Consider the following 18,834-nt stretch of genomic DNA (forward strand, 5'->3'; position numbering starts at 1 on the left):
GCGACAAGCGCGGGCATTTCAGTCACGCACAGGACAGTTCATGGACGAACCCATTCTTACCATCGAAGAACGAGAGGCGATCAATGGTGGTCGCTGGTTCTCATCTCTTTCCCCTTCACTGCGTCACGACATTCTTCGATGCACCTTCGTCAAGCGCTACAAGGACGGCGACCTGATCTGCGCGCGCGGCGATCCGCCCGACCAGTGGATCGCCTGCGCCAAGGGCGCGGTGCGCGTGAGCTCGACCACGGTGTCCGGCAAGCAGGTGACGCTGACCTACGTGGAGCCGGGCATCTGGTTCGGCGACGTCGCGATATTCGACGGCGACCGGCGCACGCACGATGCCTACGCGCATGGCGACACAACGATCGTGTGCGTGGCACGCGCCGATTTCCAGAAGATCCTCGCCAGCCACATCGAGCTCTACGAGGCATTGATGCGCCTGCAGGCGCGGCGCATCCGGCAACTGTTCGGCCTGGTCGAGGACCTCAACACGCTACCGCTGCGTGCGCGGCTTGCCAAGCAGCTCATCCACCTCGTGCGCAGCTATGGGGTACCCAACCTCGCGGACGGCAGCCAGATGCGGATCGGCCTGCACCTGGCGCAGGAGGAGCTGGCGCAGTTGCTGGGCGCTTCACGCCAGCGCGTGAACCAGGAGCTCAAGGCAATGGAGCGCGAGCAAGCAATCCGAATCGAACCCGCCGGCTTGGTGGTGCTGGACCGAGCGGCACTCATGCGAATCTCGGAAGCCGACGATCAATAACCCAGAACCCAGAGACATGACCCAGGACTTCGACAATTTCGTCGGCACGCGCGCCGTCTCCAAACAGCACGTCTTCGACGTCGATGCGCTGACCGCCTGGCTGGAGACGAGGCTCGATGGCTTCAAGGGCCCGCTCACGGTCGAGATGTTCAAGGGCGGGCAGTCCAACCCCACCTACAAGCTCATCACGCCCGGGCAGAGCTACGTGATGCGTGCCAAGCCGGGTCCGGTTGCCAAGCTGCTGCCTTCGGCACATGCGATCGAGCGCGAGTTCAAGGTCATGAGCGGGCTCGCCGGCACCGACGTGCCGGTGCCTCGCATGGTTTGCCTGTGCGAGGACGAGACCATCATCGGCCGCGCCTTCTACCTGATGGAGTTCATGGAAGGCCGGGTGCTGTGGGATCAGTCCCTCCCCGGCATGAGCAACGCGGAGCGCGCGGCCGTCTACGAGGAAATGAACCGCGTCATCGCCGCGCTGCATACCGTGAAGTACGCCGAGCGCGGCTTGGCTGACTACGGCAAGCCAGGCAACTATTTCGAGCGCCAGATCGGCCGCTGGAGCAGGCAGTACGTGGCCTCGGTCACGCAGCCCATCCCCGAAATGGACCGGCTCATGGAATGGCTGCCGCTCCACATGCCCGAGAGCGCGCGCGACGAGAAGATGACCTCCATCGTCCACGGCGACTACCGGCTCGACAACATCATGTTCCACGCCACCGAGCCGCGCGCCATCGCCGTGCTGGACTGGGAGCTGTCCACACTCGGCCATCCACTCGCCGACTTCAGCTACCACTGCATGTCCTGGCACATTGCGCCGGGCTCGTTCCGCGGCATCGGCGGCCTGGACCTGAAGAGCCTGGGCATCCCGACGGAGAGCGAGTACATCCGCAAATATTGCGAGCGCACCGGGCTCACCACGCCCGAGGCGCTGGCGCCCGACTGGAATTTCTACCAGGCCTACAACCTGTTCCGCATGGCCGCGATCCTGCAGGGCATCGCCAAGCGCGTCGAAGCGGGTACCGCATCGAGCGAACAGGCGGTGGCTTCGGGCCGCGGCGCGCGGCCGATGGCCGAGATGGCCTGGCAGTTCGCGCAGCGGGCTTGAAGAAGCCATCCGGCCCTCGCCCTCACCTTATCCCACAGGAGACCTCATGGATTTCGATTACTCGGCCAAGACCAAAGACTTGCAGAAGCGTGTCACCGCCTTCATGGAAGACCACATCTACCCCGCCGAGGCCGAATACACGGCCGAGCTGGCCGCCAACACCGCGGCCGGCAAGCGCTGGACCGCGCTCAACACGGTCGAGAAGCTCAAGCAGAAAGCCAAGGCACAGGGCCTGTGGAACCTGTTCCTGCCGGTCGACAGCGCCCAGGTCTCCGGCTACAAGGGCGCAGGCCTCACGAACCAGGAATACGCGCCGCTCGCCGAGATCATGGGGCGCGTGCCATGGGCCAGCGAAGCCTTCAATTGCTCGGCGCCTGACACCGGCAACATGGAAACCATTGCGCGCTACGGCTCCGACGACATCCGAGCGCGCTGGCTCAAGCCGCTGCTCGAAGGCGAGATCCGTTCCGCTTTCGCGATGACCGAGCCCGAAGTCGCGTCGAGCGATGCGACCAACATCTCGACGCGCATCGAACGTCAGGGCGACGAATACGTGATCAACGGCCACAAATGGTGGATCTCCGGCGCGGCCGATCCGCGCTGCAAGGTGTTCATCACGATGGGCAAGACCGATCCCGACGCGCCGCGCCATTCGCAGCAGAGCATGGTGGTGGTGCCGTCCGATGCCAAGGGCATTCGCATCGTTCGCCCGCTGAATGTGATGGGCTATGACGACGCGCCGCACGGTCACGTCGAGATGTACTTCGAGAATGTGCGAGTGCCGGTGGACAACATCCTGCTCGGCGAAGGCCGCGGCTTCGAAATCGCGCAGGGACGCCTCGGCCCGGGACGCATCCACCATTGCATGCGCCTGATCGGCCTGGCCGAACGTGCACTCGAGCTGATGTGCAAGCGCGCCTCCTCGCGCGTGGCTTTCGGCAAGACCGTGGCGTCGCAAACGGTGACGCAGGAGCGCATCGCCGAGGCGCGCTGCAAGATCGACATGGCGCGCCTGCTCACGCTCAAGGCGGCGTGGCTGATGGACGTGGCCGGCAACAAGGTGGCCAAGACGGAGATCGCAATGATCAAGGTGGTGGCGCCCAACATGGCCTGCCAGGTGATCGACTGGGCGATGCAGGTGCACGGCGGCGGCGGCATGTGCGACGACTTCCCGTTGGCCTATGCCTATGCCGGTGCCCGCACGCTGCGCTTCGCGGATGGCCCGGACGAGGTGCACCGCAACGCGATCGCCAAATGGGAGCTGGGCAAGTACGGCGCCGCAAAGGGCAATGACGAAATGCCCGTGACCCGCTTCTGACCGAAGCCAGAACACCCCGGAACCGGCTTTGCCGGGCCGCTGGTGTTGCCCCCGTCACAGCTTCTTCTGCAGGAACATGGCCTGGCTGAAGGCCGGGTCGCGAGAAGCCTTCGATGCAGTTGAGGAGGCCGACGGCCTGCTCGTCAGCATAGGCCAGCACGCTGAAGGCCTGCGGCCGCGCGGCCAGCGCTTCGGGCAGCCGGCCAGCACCTCCGGCGCCAGCGGCGCTCCGCCGCCCGCCGGATCGCGCGCGTAGCTGTCCAGCAGATCGACCAGCGCACGCGCGTGCACCGGGTCGCGATCGTCCGCGAACAGGACCTCGATTACGCCGCCGAACGCGGTGCGACCACCGCCGCAAGGCGCTGCGCGCAGGCTTCGGCCTGCGCCGCGTCGCGCGCCTCCACCATCACGCGCAGCAGCGGCTCGGTGCCGCTGGCGCGGATCAGCACGCGGCCTGCATCGCCCAGTTCGGCCTCTGCGCGTCCGATCTCGGCCGCCAGTGTCTTGTTTGCCATCCAGTCCTGAGCGCCGGACATGCGCACATTGATGAGCGTCTGCGGGAACAGCGTCAGATCGGCCAGCAGCTCGCCAACCTTCTTGCCGCTGCGCTGGCAGGCCTGCAGCACTTGCAGTGCGCTCACGATGCCGTCACCGGTGGTGTGGCGGTCCAGCGCGAGCAGGTGCCCGGAGCCTTCGCCGCCCAGCAGCCAGCGGCGCTTCTCGAGCTCCTCCAGTACATAGCGGTCGCCCACGCGCGCCCGCACCAGCTCGATGCCGCGCCCGCGCAGCGCGATATCGACTGCCTTGTTGGTCATCAGCGTGCCGACCACGCCAGCCAGCTTCTCGCCCCGCGCAATGCGCTCCAATGCCATCAGGTAGAGCAGCTCGTCGCCATTGAACAGGCGCCCGGTCGCATCGACCAATTGCAGCCGGTCGGCATCGCCGTCGAGCGCGATGCCGTAGTCCGCGCCATGGGACCGCACCGCGTCGATCAAAGCCTGTGGGTGCGTGGCGCCCACATCCTTGTTGATGTTGAGGCCGTCTGGCGCGCAGCCGATGCTGATCACATCCGCGCCGAGTTCGTGGAACACGTTCGGCGCCACCTGGTAGGCCGCACCGTGTGCGCCATCGACGACCAGCTTGAGGCCGCGCAGCGTGAGGTCGTTGGCGAAGGTGCTCTTGCAGAATTCGATGTAGCGGCCCGGCGCGTCGTTGAGGCGGCGTGCCTTGCCGAGCTCGGCGGAGTCGGCCCAGGAGGGCGCCTCCTTCAGCGCGGCCTCGACCGCCAGCTCCCATTCGTCGCTGAGCTTGGTGCCCTGGGCGCTGAAGAACTTGATGCCGTTGTCCGGATAGGCGTTGTGGCTGGCGCTGATCACCACCCCAAGGCTCGCGCGCTGTGCACGCGTGAGGTAGGCCACGCCGGGTGTCGGCAGCGGGCCCAGCAGCACCACGTCGACACCGGCGGAATTGAAGCCGGATTCGAGCGCCGACTCGAGCATGTAGCCGGAGATGCGTGTGTCCTTGCCGATCAGCACCGTCGGGCGCGACTCCGCCCTCTTGAGCACGCGGCCGACTGCATGCGCGAGGCGCAGCACGAAGTCCGGCGTGATCGGCGCCTGGCCGACCGTGCCACGGATGCCATCGGTGCCGAAGTATTGTCTTGTCATGGGTGGAGCTCCTGTCCTCGTTGTTCTGATCTCATGGCCCGCCACACGGCCAGCGCCGCCACGGTTTCGCGCACATCATGCACGCGCACGATCGCTGCCCCATGCTCGACCGCCAACACCGCGGCCGCGACACTGGGTGCTACGCGCCCGGCCACCGCCTCGATGCCGGTGACCGCGCCTAGCGAAGACTTGCGCGACCAACCGACGAGGAGCGGGCAACCCACGGCGAGCAATTCGTGCTGCCGGGCCAGCAGGGCGAAATTTTGCGCCACCGTCTTGCCGAAGCCGATGCCGGGATCGAGCGCAATGCGCTCGGGCGCGACCTTCAGGGCCAGCAGCGCCCGCATCTGCTCCTCGAGAAAGGCGCGCACTGTGGGAACGACATCGCCTTCCATCGGCGCGGCCTGCATGGTCTGCGGATCGCGATGCATGTGCATCAGGCAGATGCCGCAGCCGGGATGGGCAACCACCGCCTCGCGCGCGCCCGCCCGGCGCAGCGCCCAGACGTCGTTGACGATGTCGGCGCCGAGGTCCAGCACTGCGCGCATGACCTCGGGCTTGTAGGTGTCGACCGAGACCGGCACCTGCAGCTTCACTGCCTCGCGCACCACCGACACGACGCGCGCGAGCTCCTCGGCCAGCGGCACGGCCGGGCTGCCGGGCCGTGTGGACTCGCCACCGATGTCGAGGATGTCGGCCCCTTCTTCAACCAGTTGGGCGCAATGACGCAGCGCGGCTTCGGTCGAGGCGTGGGCGCCGCCGTCCGAAAAGGAATCGGGCGTGACGTTGACGATGCCCATCACCCGCGGCTGCGCGAGATCGATCTCGAAGCGAGTGGTACGCCAACTTCTCGTCATGCGAGCCTTACGGAAATGAAAAACGGGGCCAGCGGCCCCGTCGATCGCCCGAGCCTCACGCTCAGGCCGCAGTGGGTGCCGGGTCGGGATTCACCGCCGGCGTGCCACCGTTGCCACCGCTGCCCGAAGGCGGGGTGCGCGGCGTCCAGTCCTTGGGCGGACGCGGCTCGCGGCCGGCCATGATGTCGTCGATCTGCTCGGTGTCGATAGTCTCCCATTCGAGCAGGGCCTTGGCCATCGCGTGCATCTTGTCGCTGTTCTCCTCGATCAGGCGGCGCGCGAGGGCGTACTGCTCGTCGATGATGCGGCGGACCTCGGCGTCGACCTTCTGCATGGTCGACTCGCTCATGTTGGTGGTCTTGGTCACCGAGCGGCCGAGGAAGACTTCGCCTTCGTTCTCCGCATAGACCATCGGGCCCAACGACTCGGTCATGCCGTAGCGCATCACCATGTCGCGCGCGATCTGCGTGGCGCGCTCGAAGTCGTTGCTCGCGCCGGTGGTCATCTGGTGCATGAACACTTCTTCGGCGATACGGCCGCCGAAGAGCATGCTGATCTGATTCAGCATGTACTCGCGGTCGTAGCTGTATCGGTCCTGCGCCGGCAGGCTCATCGTCACGCCCAGCGCACGGCCACGCGGGATGATGGTGACCTTGTGCACCGGGTCGCACTTGGGCAGCAGCTTGCCGATGAGCGCATGGCCGGACTCGTGGTAGGCCGTATTGCGGCGCTCTTCCTCGGGCATCACCATGCTCTTGCGCTCGGGGCCCATGAAGATCTTGTCCTTGGCCTTTTCGAAGTCCTGCATCTCGACGACGCGCGCGTTGCGTCGCGCGGCCATCAGCGCCGCCTCGTTGCACAGGTTGGCCAGGTCGGCGCCCGACATGCCCGGCGTGCCGCGCGCGATGATGCTCGGGTTCACGTCCTGGCCCAGCGGAACCTTGCGCATGTGCACATTGAGGATCTGCTCGCGGCCGCGGATGTCGGGCAGCGTCACGTAGACCTGGCGGTCGAAGCGACCGGGACGCAGCAGCGCAGCGTCGAGAATGTCGGGGCGGTTGGTGGCCGCGACCACGATCACCCCGAGATTGGTCTCGAAGCCGTCCATTTCGACCAGCATCTGGTTCAAGGTCTGCTCACGCTCGTCGTTGCCGCCGCCCAGGCCCGCGCCGCGCTGGCGGCCGACCGCGTCGATTTCATCGATGAAGATGATGCACGGGGCGTTCTTCTTGGCGTTCTCGAACATGTCGCGCACGCGGGCCGCGCCCACGCCGACGAACATCTCGACAAAGTCGGAGCCGGAGATCGAGAAGAACGGCACCTTGGCTTCGCCAGCGATGCCCTTGGCCAGCAGCGTCTTGCCGGTGCCGGGAGGGCCCACCAGCAGCAGGCCGCGGGGGATGCGGCCGCCGAGCTTCTGGAACTTTGCCGGGTCCTTCAGGAAGTCGACGACCTCCTTCACTTCTTCCTTGGCCTCGTCGCAGCCCGCGACGTCGGCAAAAGTGACCTGATTGTTGTTCTCGTCGAGCATGCGGGCCTTGCTCTTGCCGAAGCTGAAGGCGCCGCCCTTGCCGCCGCCCTGCATCTGCCGCATGAAGTAGACCCAGACGCCGATCAGGAGAAGCATCGGGCCCCAGCTCACCAGCAGCGTCATGAGCAACGAGCCCTCTTCACGAGGCTTGACGTCGAACTTGACGTTGTTGGCGATCAGGTCGCCGACCAGGCCGCGGTCGAGGTAGGTGGCCGTTGTGCGGATCTTGCGGTCATCATTGGTGATCGCGACGATCTCGCTGCCGCCCTGTCCTTCCTGGATGGTGGCGCTCTTGATGCGATTGCTGCGGACCTCTTCGAGGAAATCGGAATAGCCGATGTTGCCGGCGCCGGCAACGCCGCGGGTGTCGAACTGCTTGAACACAGTGAACAACACCATCGCGATGACCAGCCAGACGGCAACCTTGGAAAACCACTGATTGTTCAAACGAAGCTCCAGTCGAAAGCGCGTGGTATGGAAAACAAAAAAACGCGCTAGGGCACGCAATTGGCACTCATTTTAGGCTTTTCAAGCTGCGAAATGCCGGAATTTCCCTATATCAGCCATAGGACGCGCGCGGTCTTGAGCCTGAATGCCCAAGCACTGCGACGTTTCAGTTCGTATCGAGGGACTTGAGGCCAATACCCACCATGAAGGTCTCGGCGGATTTGTCGCGCGACGCTTTCGGCTTGATCGATTTCACCACCCGAAAGTTCATCTTGAATAGCCGGCTCAGTTCCGCGTAACCGCTGCCATGAAACAGCTTGGCAACCAGTGCGCCCTCCGGCTTCATGTGGTGACGGGCGAAGTCGATGGCAAGCTCGATCAGATGGCTGATGCGCGCATCGTCGGCCGACGCAATGCCGGACAGGTTGGGCGCCATGTCTGACACGACGACGTCGGCCAGCCGGCCTGCCATGATTTCCTCGAGCCGCGTCAGCACCTCCGCTTCGCGGAAATCGCCCTGCAGGAAGGTCACGCCCTCGATCGGTTCCATGGGAAGAATGTCGAGCGCGATGATGGTTCCTTCCAGGCGCCCCGCCGCCGCACCGCCCGGCGATAGCTTGCGCCGCACGTACTGGCTCCAGGCGCCAGGTGTCGAGCCCAGGTCCACCACCAGTTGTCCCGGACGAATGAGGCCAAGTGCCTCGTCGATCTCCTTGAGCTTGTAGGCAGCGCGCGCCCGATAGCCTTCCTTCGTTGCGAGTTTGACGTAGGGGTCGTTCACGTGATCGTGCAGCCACGCACGATTGACCTTGCTGCTCTTGGGTTTGGGGTTCATCGACACTCGATAATACGGGGATGCCCGCCATACAACTGACCCCTGCCCAACGCAAGGTACACCGCGCAGAAGCGCACCATCTGGACCCGATCGTCATGGTCGGCGGCGACGGGCTGACACCGGCCGTCAAGAAGGAGGCCGACGCAGCGCTCAAGGCCCACGGGCTTATCAAGGTCCGCGTCTTCTCCGACGACCGCCCGGCGCGCGAGGCCATGCTGCAGGCCCTGGCCGAGGACCTGAACGCCGCGCCGATCCAGCACATCGGCAAGTTGCTGGTTCTCTGGCGCCCCATCCCCGAGAAGGAGCGCACGACGGATGAGGACCGCATGCCCGGCCCGCGCGACGTCAAGGTCATCAAGTACAGCAAGCGAGGCGGTCAGCGGCCCGAGATCAAGACCCTGCGGGTGCTAGGCAACCAGCGCCTCACCCCGGGCGGCAACATCAAGCGCGCCAAGCCGAAGAAGGCCCTGTCGGTCAAGAAGCGCCGTCAGGCAGACTGACGGATGCCGAGCCAAGACCGACAGGCGGCACTCCCGCAGCGCCACATTCTCTGCATGAAATGGGGCACGAAGTACGGCCCCGAGTACGTCAACCGCCTGTATGCAATGGCGCGCCGGCACCTTTCCGGCGACTTCGGCTTCGTCTGCCTGACCGACGATCCGGAGGGAATCCGCAGCGAAGTGCAGTGCTTTCCTATCCCTCCGCTCGACCTGGCGCTGGCGCCGGGACAGGTAGACCGCGCCTGGAAGAAGCTGACCACCTTCGAGGAGAACCTCTACGGCCTGCGCGGCCAGGCGCTGTTCATCGACCTCGATGTGGTCATCGTCGGCAGCCTCGATGCCTTCTTCGAGTATCCCGGCGAGTTCCTCATCATTCATGACTACGCCCGCCCCTGGCGACGCCGGCGCATCACGGGCAATTCATCGGTCTATCGCTTCGAGATCGGTGCACATCCGGACGTGCTGGCGCATTTCCGCGAGAACATGGACGCTGTGCAGGCCAGGTACCGCAACGAGCAGACCTACTTGTCGGCCTTCATGCACCGAAAGGGCACGCTGGCCTACTGGCCGGCCGAGTGGTGCCCGAGCTTCAAGTACCACGGCATCCCGGCCTGGCCCACCAACTATTGGCGCGAGCCCTTCGTGCCGGAAGGGGCGCGCATCATGGTCTTTCACGGGGAGTGCAATCCACCCGATGCGCTCGCAGGCCGCCGCAACCGACGCTTCCGCTTCATCCGGCCCGCCCGCTGGATCACGCAGTTCTGGAATGCCTAAGGAGGGCCTGTCAACAGGCGCTAGGCATCGCGGCGCCCCAGGCGCCAGAGCAGCACGCCGGCGCACAGCCACTGGCCCAGGTACATGGCACTGCCGAGCGAGTGCCAGAGCCGAAGATTCTCGCGCGCCAGGATGCGCGGCGCGACCGCGTATTCCTGCAGCAAGGCCAGCAGGAGGGCGGCGAGGACCCAGGCCACCGCGACCCGCGAGGACTGGTCGGCGCGCTCTGGGGCCTTGGATCTGAAGTGAGTCAGCAAGACCAGCCCGCAGACCAAGGCCACCCAGCTCTGGGCCGAGAACAACCGCCCGGCAAAGTTGCCTGCCACCGTGGGGTTGCCGAGCTGAGCGAAGAGCATCGGCACGACCAGGAAGCCGATGGTGGTCAGGCTGCCCCACCAGAGGGCAGCCACCAACAGCGCGATGCGGTCCTTCACGACTCGGGATTCAGATGCGTCAGAGGTAGCTGACGCCCACGATCTCGTAGCGCTTCACGCCGCCCGGCGCCTGCACCTCGGCGGTGTCGCCCTCCTCCTTGCCGATCAGCGCGCGCGCGATGGGGCTGGAGACGTTGATCAGGCCCAGCTTCAGGTCGGCCTCGTCCTCCCCGACGATCTGGTACTTGAGCGCCTCGCCGGTGTCCTCCTCCTCGAGTTCCACGGTCGAGCCGAAGACGACCTTCCCGCCAGCGTCGAGCTCGGAAGGATCGATGATCTGCGCGTTCGAGAGCATGCCCTCGATCTGCTTGATGCGGCCTTCGATCCAGCCCTGGCGCTCCTTGGCCGCGTCGTAGTCTGCGTTCTCGCTGAGATCGCCCTGGGCGCGCGCTTCGGCGATGGCGGTGATGATCGAGGGCCGCTCGACGGACTTCAGGCGCTGCAGTTCGTCGCGCAGTTTCTCGGAGCCGCGCTTGGTAATCGGAATCGTGTTGGCCATGTTTTGTCTCTCCAGAAAGCGAAACCGCCGAACGCTGCCGTTCGGCGGTTCATGGAAGGAAAAAGATCAGACGAGCGTGCGTCCGGTCAGCCGGCTCAGGATGGCGAGCGGGCTCGAATCGGGATTGTATTGCCTAGCGGCTGGCAGGTGCAGCGTCTGCTCCAGCATGTACTGGCCGGACATGACGGCGTGCGAGGTCTGGTCCGAGAAGCACACCCACACCGATCCCGCCGGAAAGGGCACGGTTTCCTGCTGGGCGTTCTTCTGGTAGTCGAGGTCGGACTTCATGCCGTCGTGCAGTTGCAGCATCAGGTGGTCGTACTCGCTGCGGAAAGACTTGGTCACATGCAGGGTCCGCAGCAAACGCGCCTGCCAGCGCGAGTAGCGCTTGGCGCGCGGCAGGAAGCGCTCAGCCACCGTCTCGAATGGCTCGCCCACCCGCCAGACGCGCGGCACGCCGTCCGGGTTCACGTTGGTGAACACGCGCAGGATGCGCTCGCCGTAGTTGGGACGCGAAGGAAAGGAATCGATGTGCAGCCGCCGGTCGTCGGCGCGCCAGGACTGCACGCGCGTTTCGACCTGCGCAGGCCGGTAGCTGGTCGGCGCCAGCCGCAACGCCGGCGTGTAGTGCGGCAGCAGGCCATGGACCAGCTGCTGGGCCCGGGCCCGGAAGCGCCCCACCATCGTCGCCACGGCTTGCTGTCGGGTCTCGTCGCCGGCAACGCCCTTGATGCGCCCTTCGGCGTCGAAGCTGATGTTGCGCACGTCCGGCGACAGGACCGATGGCGTCAGAAGCCCTCGCTCCTCGGCCCGTAGTTCGAATCCCAGCCGCGGGAAGTACAGCACCTTGCCAGCCTCGAGCGCGGAGATCCAAGCCTCGTTGGGCGCGGCCCCGGCCCAGTGGGCCAGGTCGAGTTCGACCAGCTGCGTTTCCATGGCGATTCGTTCGCGCCTTCTTCAGCCCAGCGCAAGCTGCGCGTGCATCTCCTGGACCGAGATCACGTCGAGGGCCTCCATGTGGCGCATGCCTTCCACGGCCGCTTCGGCGCCGAAGATGGTGGTGAATGTGGTCACGCGAGCCAGCAGTGCCGAGGTGCGGATCTGGCGCGAGTCGGCGATGGCGTTGCGCCGCTCTTCCACCGTATTGATCACGAGGGCGATCTCGTTGTTCTTGATCATGTCGACGATGTGAGGTCGGCCTTCGGTCACCTTGTTGACCGTGGCACAGACGATGCCTGCGGCATTGATGGCGGCGGCCGTGCCCTTGGTCGCGATCAGCTCGAAGCCCAGCGCGACCAGGCCGCGGGCGACTTCGACCGCGCGCGGCTTGTCGTTGTTCTTGACGGAGACGAACACGCGTCCTGATTTCGGCAGGTGCGTGCCCGCGCCCAGCTGCGACTTGACGAAGGCTTCGCCAAAGGTCTTGCCCACGCCCATCACCTCGCCGGTGGATTTCATCTCCGGGCCGAGGATGGTGTCGACGCCGGGGAACTTGACGAAAGGGAACACCGCTTCCTTCACGCTGAAGTACGGCGGTGTGACTTCCTTCGTCACGCCCTGCGAGGCCAGCGATTGGCCGGCCATGCAGCGCGCCGCCACCTTGGCGAGCTGGATGCCGGTGGCCTTGCTCACGTAGGGCACGGTGCGCGAGGCGCGCGGATTCACTTCCAGCACGTAGATCACGTCCTGGCCATCCTTCTCCTGGATCGCAAACTGCACGTTCATCAACCCCACCACATTCAGCGCCTGGGCCATGGCGGCACTCTGGCGCTTGAGCTCGGCCACGGTCTCTGGCTTGAGGCTGTAGGGCGGCAGCGAGCAGGCCGAGTCGCCCGAATGCACGCCAGCCTGTTCGATGTGCTCCATCACGCCGCCAATGAGCGTGGCGCCGTCGGCATCGCGCAGGCAGTCGACGTCGCATTCGACCGCGTCATTGAGAAAGCGGTCCAGCAGCACCGGCGAATCGTTGCTGACCTTCACCGCCTCGCGCATATAGCGTTCCAGGTCGCGTTGTTCGTGCACGATTTCCATCGCGCGGCCGCCCAGCACGTAGCTCGGGCGCACCACCAGCGGGTAGCCCAGTTGCTGAGCCTTCTCGAGCGCCTCGGGCTCGGTGCGCGCGGTCGCGTTCGGCGGCTGGCGCAGCTTCAGCGCATGGAGCAGCTTCTGAAAGCGCTCGCGGTCTTCGGCCGCGTCGATCATGTCGGGGCTGGTGCCGATGATCGGCACGCCGTTGGCCTCGAGGTCGAGCGCGAGCTTCAGCGGCGTCTGGCCGCCGTACTGCACGATCACGCCGGTGGGCTTTTCCTTGTCGACGATCTCGAGCACGTCCTCCAGGGTGAGCGGCTCGAAATACAGCCGGTCGCTGGTGTCGTAGTCGGTCGACACGGTCTCGGGATTGCAGTTGACCATGATGGTCTCGTAGCCGTCCTCGCGCATCGCGAGCGCGGCATGCACGCAACAGTAGTCGAACTCGATGCCCTGGCCGATGCGGTTCGGGCCGCCACCGAGCACCATGATCTTCTTCCGACTGCCCGGGTCGGCCTCGCACTCGTCTTCGTAGGTCGAGTACATGTAGGCGGTGTTGGTCGCAAACTCGGCCGCGCAGGTATCCACGCGCTTGTACACCGGGCGCACACCGAGCGCGCGGCGCTTCTCGCGGATTGCGGTGTCGGTGGTCTTCAGTTGGCGCGCCAGGCGGCGATCGGAGAAGCCCTTCTTCTTGAGGGCGAGCAGCGTGTCGCGGTCGATGTCGTCGAGCGACTTGGTTTCCAGCTCGAGCTCGATCTTCACGATTTCCTCGATCTGCACCAGGAACCACGGATCGATCTTCGTGAGCGCGTGCACCTCATCGACGGACAGGCCCATGGCGAAGGCGTCGCCCACATACCAGATGCGGTCGGGGCCGGGCTCGCCGAGCTCCTTCTCGAGCACCTCTCGGTCCTGCGTCTTCTCGTTCAGGCCATCCACGCCGACCTCGAGTCCGCGCAGCGCCTTCTGGAACGATTCCTGGAAAGTGCGGCCCATGGCCATCACCTCGCCCACCGACTTCATCTGCGTGGTCAGGCGCGAATCGGCCTGCGGGAACTTCTCGAAGGCAAAGCGCGGAATCTTGGTGACCACGTAGTCGATGCTGGGCTCGAAGCTGGCCGGCGTGGCGCCGCCGGTGATGTCGTTGCGCAGTTCGTCGAGCGTGTAGCCCACGGCCAGCTTGGCCGCGACCTTGGCGATCGGGAAGCCGGTAGCCTTGGACGCCAACGCCGAGGAACGCGAGACGCGCGGGTTCATCTCGATCACGACCATCCGGCCGTCCTTCGGATCGATCGAGAACTGCACGTTGGAGCCGCCGGTGTCGACGCCGATCTCGCGCAGCACGGCCAGCGAGGCGTTGCGCAGGATCTGGTATTCCTTGTCCGACAGGGTCTGCGCGGGTGCGACGGTGATCGAGTCGCCCGTGTGCACACCCATCGGGTCGAGGTTCTCGATCGAGCAGACGATGATGCAGTTGTCCGCCTTGTCGCGCACCACCTCCATCTCGTATTCCTTCCAGCCGAGCAGCGATTCCTCGATCAGCAGTTCGTTGGTCGGCGAGGCTTCCAGGCCGCGCTTGCAGATGGTTTCGAACTCTTCCGGGTTGTAAGCGATGCCACCACCGGTGCCGCCGAGCGTGAAGCTGGGACGGATCACCACGGGGAAACCGACGGTCTTCTGCACCGCCCAGGCCTCGTCCAGCGAGTGGGCGATGCCCGAGCGCGCCGAGCCCAGGCCGATCTTGGTCATCGCGTCCTTGAACTTCAGGCGGTCCTCGGCCTTGTCGATGGCTTCAGGCGTAGCGCCGATCAGCTCGACCTTGTACTTGTCGAGCACGCCATTGCGCCAGAGGTCCAGCGCGCAGTTCAGCGCGGTCTGACCGCCCATGGTCGGCAGGATGGCATCGGGCCGCTCCTTGGCGATGATCTTCTCGACCGTGGGCCAGGTGATGGGCTCGATGTAGGTCACGTCGGCCGTGGCCGGGTCGGTCATGATCGTCGCGGGGTTGCTGTTGATCAGAATGACCTTGTAGCCCTCCTCGCGCAGCGCCTTGCAGGCCTGCACGCCGGAATAGTCGAACTCGCAGGCCTGCCCGATGATGATCGGGCCGGCGCCGATGATGAGAATGCTCTTGAGATCGTTGCGCTTAGGCATTCTTCTGCCCTTCTTTGTGACTTTGCATGAGCGCCGTGAAGCGGTCGAACAGGTAGCCGATGTCGTGCGGACCCGGCGAGGCCTCCGGGTGTCCCTGGAAGCAGAAGGCGGGCTTGTCGGTGCGTGCGAGGCCCTGCAGCGTGCCGTCGAACAGGCTGACGTGGGTGGCGCGCAGGTTGGCCGGCAGCGTCTTCTCGTCGACCGCGAAGCCGTGGTTCTGGCTGGTGATGCTCACGCGGGCGTTGTCGAGGTCCTTGACGGGGTGGTTGGCGCCGTGATGGCCGAACTTCATCTTGAAGGTCCTGGCGCCGGAGGCCAGCGCCATGATCTGGTGGCCCAGGCAGATGCCGAAGACTGGGATGCCGGTCTCGATCAGCTCGCGCGTAGCCGCGATCGCGTAGTCGCACGGCTCCGGGTCGCCCGGTCCGTTGGCCAGGAAGATGCCGTCCGGCCGCAGCTTGAGGACGTCGGCCGCAGGCGTCTGGGCCGGCACGACGGTGATGCGCGCGCCGCGCTGCGCGATCATGCGCAGGATGTTTTTCTTGACGCCGTAGTCATAAGCCACGACGTGAAACTTCGGTGTGATCTGCACGCCGTAGCCCGGCTTGCCGTCCACGTGGACGAGCTTCCACTCGGTCTGCGTCCATTCGTAGGTTTCCTTGACCGATACCACCTTGGCCAGATCGAGGCCGGACATGCTGGGCGCGGCCTTGGCGGCCGAAATCGCCTTGTCGATCAGGCCCTGCGAAATGCTCTCGCCCGGCGCCAGGCCGAGGATGCAGCCGTTCTGCGCGCCGTGCGTGCGCAGATGACGTGTGAGCTTGCGGGTGTCGATGTTCGCGATGGCGACCGTCTTGCCGCGCGCCAGGTACTCGGCGAGCGTGGCGCTCTTGCGGAAGTTGGAGGCCAGCAGCGGCAGGTCCTTGACGATCAGGCCCGCGGCATGGATCTTGTCGGCCTCGATGTCTTCCTCATTGACGCCATAGTTGCCGATGTGCGGATACGTGAGCGTCACGATCTGCTGGCAATAGCTGGGGTCGGTCAGGATTTCCTGATAACCGGTCATGGCAGTGTTGAACACCACTTCGCCGGTGGTGGCGCCTTGCGCGCCGATCGAATTGCCGAGAAAGACCGTGCCGTCTGCAAGCGCCAGGATGGCGGGCGGGAATTTTCCCTTGAGAGACAAAAGCACTGGGATCTCCGAATGGATGACGCCCACGGCGGACCCAAGATGAGGCTCTTGGTCGCGACTTTCGTCGAGGAGTTGGCTTGCGTGCGCTATGGGCGGGGTGTGAGCGGGAAAGCCCTTGATTATAGCCCGCGAGGGCTTACCCTTTGCCCGTGGCGGCGCTCGCGTGCAGGCAGATGGCCGCCGCGGCAGCGACGTTGAGCGACTCCTCGCCACCCGGCTGTGCGATGCGCACCTGCAGGGTCGCGCGGGCTTCCAGCGCCGCAGAAAGCCCCTGCCCTTCGTGGCCCATCAGCCAGGCGCAGGGGCTCGGCAGGCGGGACCGGTGCAACCATTCGCCACGGTGCGAGCTGGTAGCGATGCAGGGCACGGCCAGGGCATCGAGCGCCTCCAGTTCGACACCTTCGACCAGGCGCAAACCGAAATGCGCGCCCATGCCTGCCCGCAGGACCTTGGGCGACCACAACGCCGCCGTACCCTTGAGCGCGATCACCTGGGCAAAGCCGAAGGCCGCCGCGCTGCGCAGGATGGAGCCGACATTGCCGGCGTCCTGGAGCCGGTCGAGCACCACGGTCGCGACATCTGGGGCGATCGGCAGCGGCGCCGGCTGGTGGAGCACGAAGCCCATCGCGCCCGGCGATTCCAGCCCGCTCACACCGGCCAGCAGTGCATCGGCGACCACCACGGTCTTGTCGGCCGAGCCGGTCCATTCGTGACGGGCGGACGGCCAGACGGATTCGCTGAAGATCGCGAGGGCCGCGCGCACCCCATGCTCTCGCGCCGCCCTGCACAGGTGGTCGCCCTCCACCCAGATGCGGCCCGACTTGCGATACCCCCCCGGATCGTGCGCCAGCTTGCGCAATTCCTTGAGGAGCGGGTTGTCCCGCGAGCTGACGTGGCTCGGCTCGGCCGCTGTCATGGCGCGGCGCGCAGTTCGACCTGTATCGTCTCGACCTGCAAGGTTTCGATGAGAAGCCCGCCGGATACGGTGCCGAGCGGGATCTCCTCGCCAGCAGTGCGCGCCAGTGCCGCAGCCACGGGACTGAAGGAGCGGCGATGGTGCACGCAAGCACCATGGCGCAGGAGCGCCTCGAGGTGCTCGGGCGTGCTGTAGCCCTTGTGCGCGGCAAAGCCGTAGTGAGGGAACTCGGCATGCAACTGCTCGCACAGCCGGTCGCGATGCACCTTGGCCAGGATCGACGCTGCCGAGATCGATTTCACGATCGCGTCGCCGCCTACGACAGCCTCTGCCAGCACGTCCAGCCGGGGCAGCCGATTGCCGTCGACCAGCACCTTGGCCGGCTTCAGCCGCAAGCCCTCGACCGCCCGCTTCATTGCCAGCATGGTGGCGCCTAGGATGTTGTGCTCGTCGATCTCCTCGACGCTCGCCTGGGCCACCGAACAGCACAGCGCCTTGGCAAGGATCTGGTCGTTGAGTCGCTCGCGCTGAAGCGCAGTCAGGGTCTTCGAATCAGCCAGGCCGCGGATCCGCCGCTGGTCGTCGAGGATCACGGCTGCGGCCACCACCGGTCCGGCCAGCGGGCCGCGGCCGGCCTCGTCGACACCGGCCACCAGGCCCGGCGCATCCCATGCCAACCTGGCCTGTTCAGCCTTCAATAACTTTCTGGATCGCATCGGCGCACAGTGTCGGCGTATCTCGCTGCAATTCGGCGTGCAGCGCGCAAAAACGTTGTTGCAAGGCGTGAACCTTGTCGGGGGACGCCAGCCATGCAAGCGTCGCCTCCGCCAGGGCCTGCGGCGTGGCCGCCTCCTGGATCAGCTCCGGCACGACGAAGTCGCTGCACAGAATGTTGGGCAGGCCGACCCAGGGCTGCAGCTGCTTGCGGCGCATCAAGGCCCAGGACATGGGATTCATGTTGTAGGCAATCACCATCGGCCGCTTGAAGAGCGCAGCCTCGAGCGTGGCGGTGCCGCTGGCGATCAGCGTGACGTCGCAGGCGGCCAGCGCGGCGTGCGAGCGGCCCTCCAGCAGCTGCACGCGTCCATTCATCGCGCTCGCCGCCAGGAGCTGCTCGACCTCGCCGTGCAGGCTCGGCAGTGCAGGAAGGATGAAGTGCAGCTCGGGCCGGGCCTGCTGCATCAGGGCGGCCGCGGCAAGGAAGCGATCCGCCAGGTAGCGCAGCTCGGAACGCCGGCTGCCCGGCAGCAAGGCCACCACCGGGGCACCTGCGTCAAGGCCGAGTGCCGAGCGCGCCGCAGCCCGGTCCGGGGCCATCGGGATCACGTCGGCGATCGGATGGCCGACATAGCTTGCGGCAATGCCATGCTCGGCGAGCAAAGCAGGTTCGAAAGGAAAGATGCACAGCACGTGGTCGGCTGCCGCTCGCAACTTTTCAACGCGCTCCGGCCGCCAGGCCCAGATCGAAGGGCAGACGAAATGGGCCGTCTTCATGCCGCGCTCGCGCAGTGCCGCTTCGAGATCGAGGTTGAAATCCGGCGCATCGACGCCGATGAAGATCCCGGCGCCTTCGCGCAGCAGCCGCGCCCTGAGTTGCCGCCGAATCCCGGAAATCTCGGCGTAGTGGCGCAGGACCTCGACGTAGCCGCGCACAGCCAGCTTCTCCTGGGGCCACCAGGTTTCGAAGCCACGCTTCTGCATTTGCGGGCCGCCGATGCCGACGGAAGTCGCGTCGGGCCAGCGGGTCTTCAGCCCGTCCAGCAACAGGCCCGCGAGCAGGTCGCCCGAAGCCTCTCCCGCGACCAGGGCAA

Annotated in this window: 18 protein-coding genes; 5 read left to right on the forward strand and 13 right to left on the reverse strand. The window is 65.8% G+C overall.

Annotated elements, in window-relative coordinates:
• Window positions 1-40: 40 nt before the first annotated feature.
• The 3 genes from G3W89_RS16735 to G3W89_RS16745 are packed head-to-tail and all read left to right on the forward strand — an operon-like array spanning window position 41 to window position 3,186.
• Window positions 41-763, forward strand: a complete 723-nt coding sequence (locus G3W89_RS16735; RefSeq protein WP_162575242.1) for a Crp/Fnr family transcriptional regulator — start codon at window positions 41-43, stop codon at window positions 761-763.
• 16 nt (window positions 764-779) lie between these two features.
• On the forward strand, window positions 780-1,868 hold the full coding sequence (locus G3W89_RS16740) for a phosphotransferase (protein WP_162575243.1): 1,089 nt from the start codon (window positions 780-782) through the stop codon (window positions 1,866-1,868).
• Window positions 1,869-1,914: 46 nt separating this feature from the next.
• On the forward strand, window positions 1,915-3,186 hold the full coding sequence (locus G3W89_RS16745; RefSeq protein ID WP_162575244.1) for an acyl-CoA dehydrogenase family protein: 1,272 nt from the start codon (window positions 1,915-1,917) through the stop codon (window positions 3,184-3,186).
• A 54-nt stretch (window positions 3,187-3,240) separates the two neighbouring features.
• Here the strand turns inward: G3W89_RS16745 and G3W89_RS16750 are convergent, their stop codons facing one another.
• From G3W89_RS16750 to G3W89_RS16770, 5 genes are all read right to left on the reverse strand, one after another.
• Window positions 3,241-3,477 carry a hypothetical protein gene (locus G3W89_RS16750; protein ID WP_197893564.1) on the reverse strand — a complete coding sequence of 79 codons (237 nt, stop codon included), beginning with the start codon at window positions 3,475-3,477 and terminating at the stop codon, window positions 3,241-3,243.
• Between the two features lie 32 nt (window positions 3,478-3,509).
• Complete coding sequence (gene glmM / locus G3W89_RS16755; protein ID WP_162575245.1) at window positions 3,510-4,853, reverse strand: phosphoglucosamine mutase; 1,344 nt, start codon at window positions 4,851-4,853, stop codon at window positions 3,510-3,512.
• Complete coding sequence (gene folP / locus G3W89_RS16760; RefSeq protein WP_162575246.1) at window positions 4,850-5,710, reverse strand: dihydropteroate synthase; 861 nt, start codon at window positions 5,708-5,710, stop codon at window positions 4,850-4,852. Before folP ends, glmM begins: the two co-directional genes overlap by 4 nt.
• A 61-nt stretch (window positions 5,711-5,771) precedes the next feature.
• Window positions 5,772-7,688, reverse strand: coding sequence for an ATP-dependent zinc metalloprotease FtsH (gene ftsH / locus G3W89_RS16765; RefSeq protein WP_162575247.1), 1,917 nt, complete (start codon window positions 7,686-7,688; stop codon window positions 5,772-5,774).
• Between the two features lie 166 nt (window positions 7,689-7,854).
• On the reverse strand, window positions 7,855-8,523 hold the full coding sequence (locus tag G3W89_RS16770) for an RlmE family RNA methyltransferase (RefSeq protein WP_162575248.1): 669 nt from the start codon (window positions 8,521-8,523) through the stop codon (window positions 7,855-7,857).
• Between the two features lie 20 nt (window positions 8,524-8,543).
• Between G3W89_RS16770 and G3W89_RS16775 the strand changes: the two genes are divergently transcribed.
• Both G3W89_RS16775 and G3W89_RS16780 read left to right on the forward strand, forming a co-directional pair.
• A complete protein-coding gene (locus G3W89_RS16775) occupies window positions 8,544-9,023 on the forward strand; it encodes a YhbY family RNA-binding protein (RefSeq protein ID WP_162575249.1) in 480 nt (159 codons plus the stop codon).
• 3 nt (window positions 9,024-9,026) lie between these two features.
• On the forward strand, window positions 9,027-9,797 hold the full coding sequence (locus tag G3W89_RS16780; RefSeq protein ID WP_162575250.1) for a glycosyltransferase: 771 nt from the start codon (window positions 9,027-9,029) through the stop codon (window positions 9,795-9,797).
• A 20-nt stretch (window positions 9,798-9,817) separates the two neighbouring features.
• Here the strand turns inward: G3W89_RS16780 and G3W89_RS16785 are convergent, their stop codons facing one another.
• The 8 genes from G3W89_RS16785 to lpxB all read right to left on the reverse strand — a co-directional run bounded on the left by G3W89_RS16785 (window position 9,818) and on the right by lpxB (window position 18,829).
• On the reverse strand, window positions 9,818-10,231 hold the full coding sequence (locus G3W89_RS16785) for a DUF4149 domain-containing protein (RefSeq protein ID WP_162575251.1): 414 nt from the start codon (window positions 10,229-10,231) through the stop codon (window positions 9,818-9,820).
• A gap of 19 nt (window positions 10,232-10,250) precedes the next feature.
• Window positions 10,251-10,730, reverse strand: coding sequence for a transcription elongation factor GreA (gene greA / locus G3W89_RS16790; protein WP_162575252.1), 480 nt, complete (start codon window positions 10,728-10,730; stop codon window positions 10,251-10,253).
• 66 nt (window positions 10,731-10,796) lie between these two features.
• Window positions 10,797-11,666: a Kdo hydroxylase family protein gene (locus G3W89_RS16795; RefSeq protein WP_162575253.1), complete on the reverse strand. Its 870-nt coding sequence runs from the start codon at window positions 11,664-11,666 to the stop codon at window positions 10,797-10,799.
• A 21-nt stretch (window positions 11,667-11,687) separates the two neighbouring features.
• A complete protein-coding gene (gene carB, locus G3W89_RS16800) occupies window positions 11,688-14,915 on the reverse strand; it encodes a carbamoyl-phosphate synthase large subunit (protein WP_162575254.1) in 3,228 nt (1,075 codons plus the stop codon).
• Complete coding sequence (gene carA / locus G3W89_RS16805; RefSeq protein ID WP_162575255.1) at window positions 14,908-16,107, reverse strand: glutamine-hydrolyzing carbamoyl-phosphate synthase small subunit; 1,200 nt, start codon at window positions 16,105-16,107, stop codon at window positions 14,908-14,910. The genes carB and carA overlap by 8 nt, the downstream gene beginning before the upstream one ends.
• Window positions 16,108-16,243: 136 nt before the next feature.
• The gene (locus G3W89_RS16810; RefSeq protein WP_162575256.1) at window positions 16,244-17,023 is read right to left on the reverse strand and encodes a TrmH family RNA methyltransferase; all 780 of its coding nucleotides are present in this window, start codon (window positions 17,021-17,023) and stop codon (window positions 16,244-16,246) included.
• On the reverse strand, window positions 17,020-17,739 hold the full coding sequence (rnhB, locus tag G3W89_RS16815; RefSeq protein WP_162575257.1) for a ribonuclease HII: 720 nt from the start codon (window positions 17,737-17,739) through the stop codon (window positions 17,020-17,022). Before rnhB ends, G3W89_RS16810 begins: the two co-directional genes overlap by 4 nt.
• Window positions 17,711-18,829 (reverse strand): lipid-A-disaccharide synthase, encoded by a 1,119-nt coding sequence (lpxB, locus tag G3W89_RS16820; RefSeq protein ID WP_162577512.1) that lies wholly within the window; start codon window positions 18,827-18,829, stop codon window positions 17,711-17,713. The genes rnhB and lpxB overlap by 29 nt, the downstream gene beginning before the upstream one ends.
• Window positions 18,830-18,834: the final 5 nt, after the last annotated feature.

This window comes from Variovorax sp. PBL-H6 (assembly GCF_901827155.1).
Taxonomy (GTDB): Bacteria; Pseudomonadota; Gammaproteobacteria; order Burkholderiales; family Burkholderiaceae_C; genus Variovorax.

Bases quoted from the DNA above. Each gene is read 5' to 3' on its own strand.
- carB (WP_162575254.1), bottom strand. From the start codon at position 14,915: ATGCCTAAGCGCAACGATCTCAAGAGCATTCTCATCATCGGCGCCGGC.
- G3W89_RS16770 (WP_162575248.1), bottom strand. From the start codon at position 8,523: ATGAACCCCAAACCCAAGAGCAGCAAGGTCAATCGTGCGTGGCTGCAC.
- G3W89_RS16745 (WP_162575244.1), top strand. From the start codon at position 1,915: ATGGATTTCGATTACTCGGCCAAGACCAAAGACTTGCAGAAGCGTGTC.
- G3W89_RS16740 (WP_162575243.1), top strand. From the start codon at position 780: ATGACCCAGGACTTCGACAATTTCGTCGGCACGCGCGCCGTCTCCAAA.
- G3W89_RS16810 (WP_162575256.1), bottom strand. From the start codon at position 17,023: ATGACAGCGGCCGAGCCGAGCCACGTCAGCTCGCGGGACAACCCGCTC.
- glmM (WP_162575245.1), bottom strand. From the start codon at position 4,853: ATGACAAGACAATACTTCGGCACCGATGGCATCCGTGGCACGGTCGGC.
- G3W89_RS16795 (WP_162575253.1), bottom strand. From the start codon at position 11,666: ATGGAAACGCAGCTGGTCGAACTCGACCTGGCCCACTGGGCCGGGGCC.
- rnhB (WP_162575257.1), bottom strand. From the start codon at position 17,739: ATGCGATCCAGAAAGTTATTGAAGGCTGAACAGGCCAGGTTGGCATGG.
- folP (WP_162575246.1), bottom strand. From the start codon at position 5,710: ATGACGAGAAGTTGGCGTACCACTCGCTTCGAGATCGATCTCGCGCAG.
- G3W89_RS16775 (WP_162575249.1), top strand. From the start codon at position 8,544: ATGCCCGCCATACAACTGACCCCTGCCCAACGCAAGGTACACCGCGCA.
- greA (WP_162575252.1), bottom strand. From the start codon at position 10,730: ATGGCCAACACGATTCCGATTACCAAGCGCGGCTCCGAGAAACTGCGC.
- G3W89_RS16735 (WP_162575242.1), top strand. From the start codon at position 41: ATGGACGAACCCATTCTTACCATCGAAGAACGAGAGGCGATCAATGGT.
- G3W89_RS16780 (WP_162575250.1), top strand. From the start codon at position 9,027: ATGCCGAGCCAAGACCGACAGGCGGCACTCCCGCAGCGCCACATTCTC.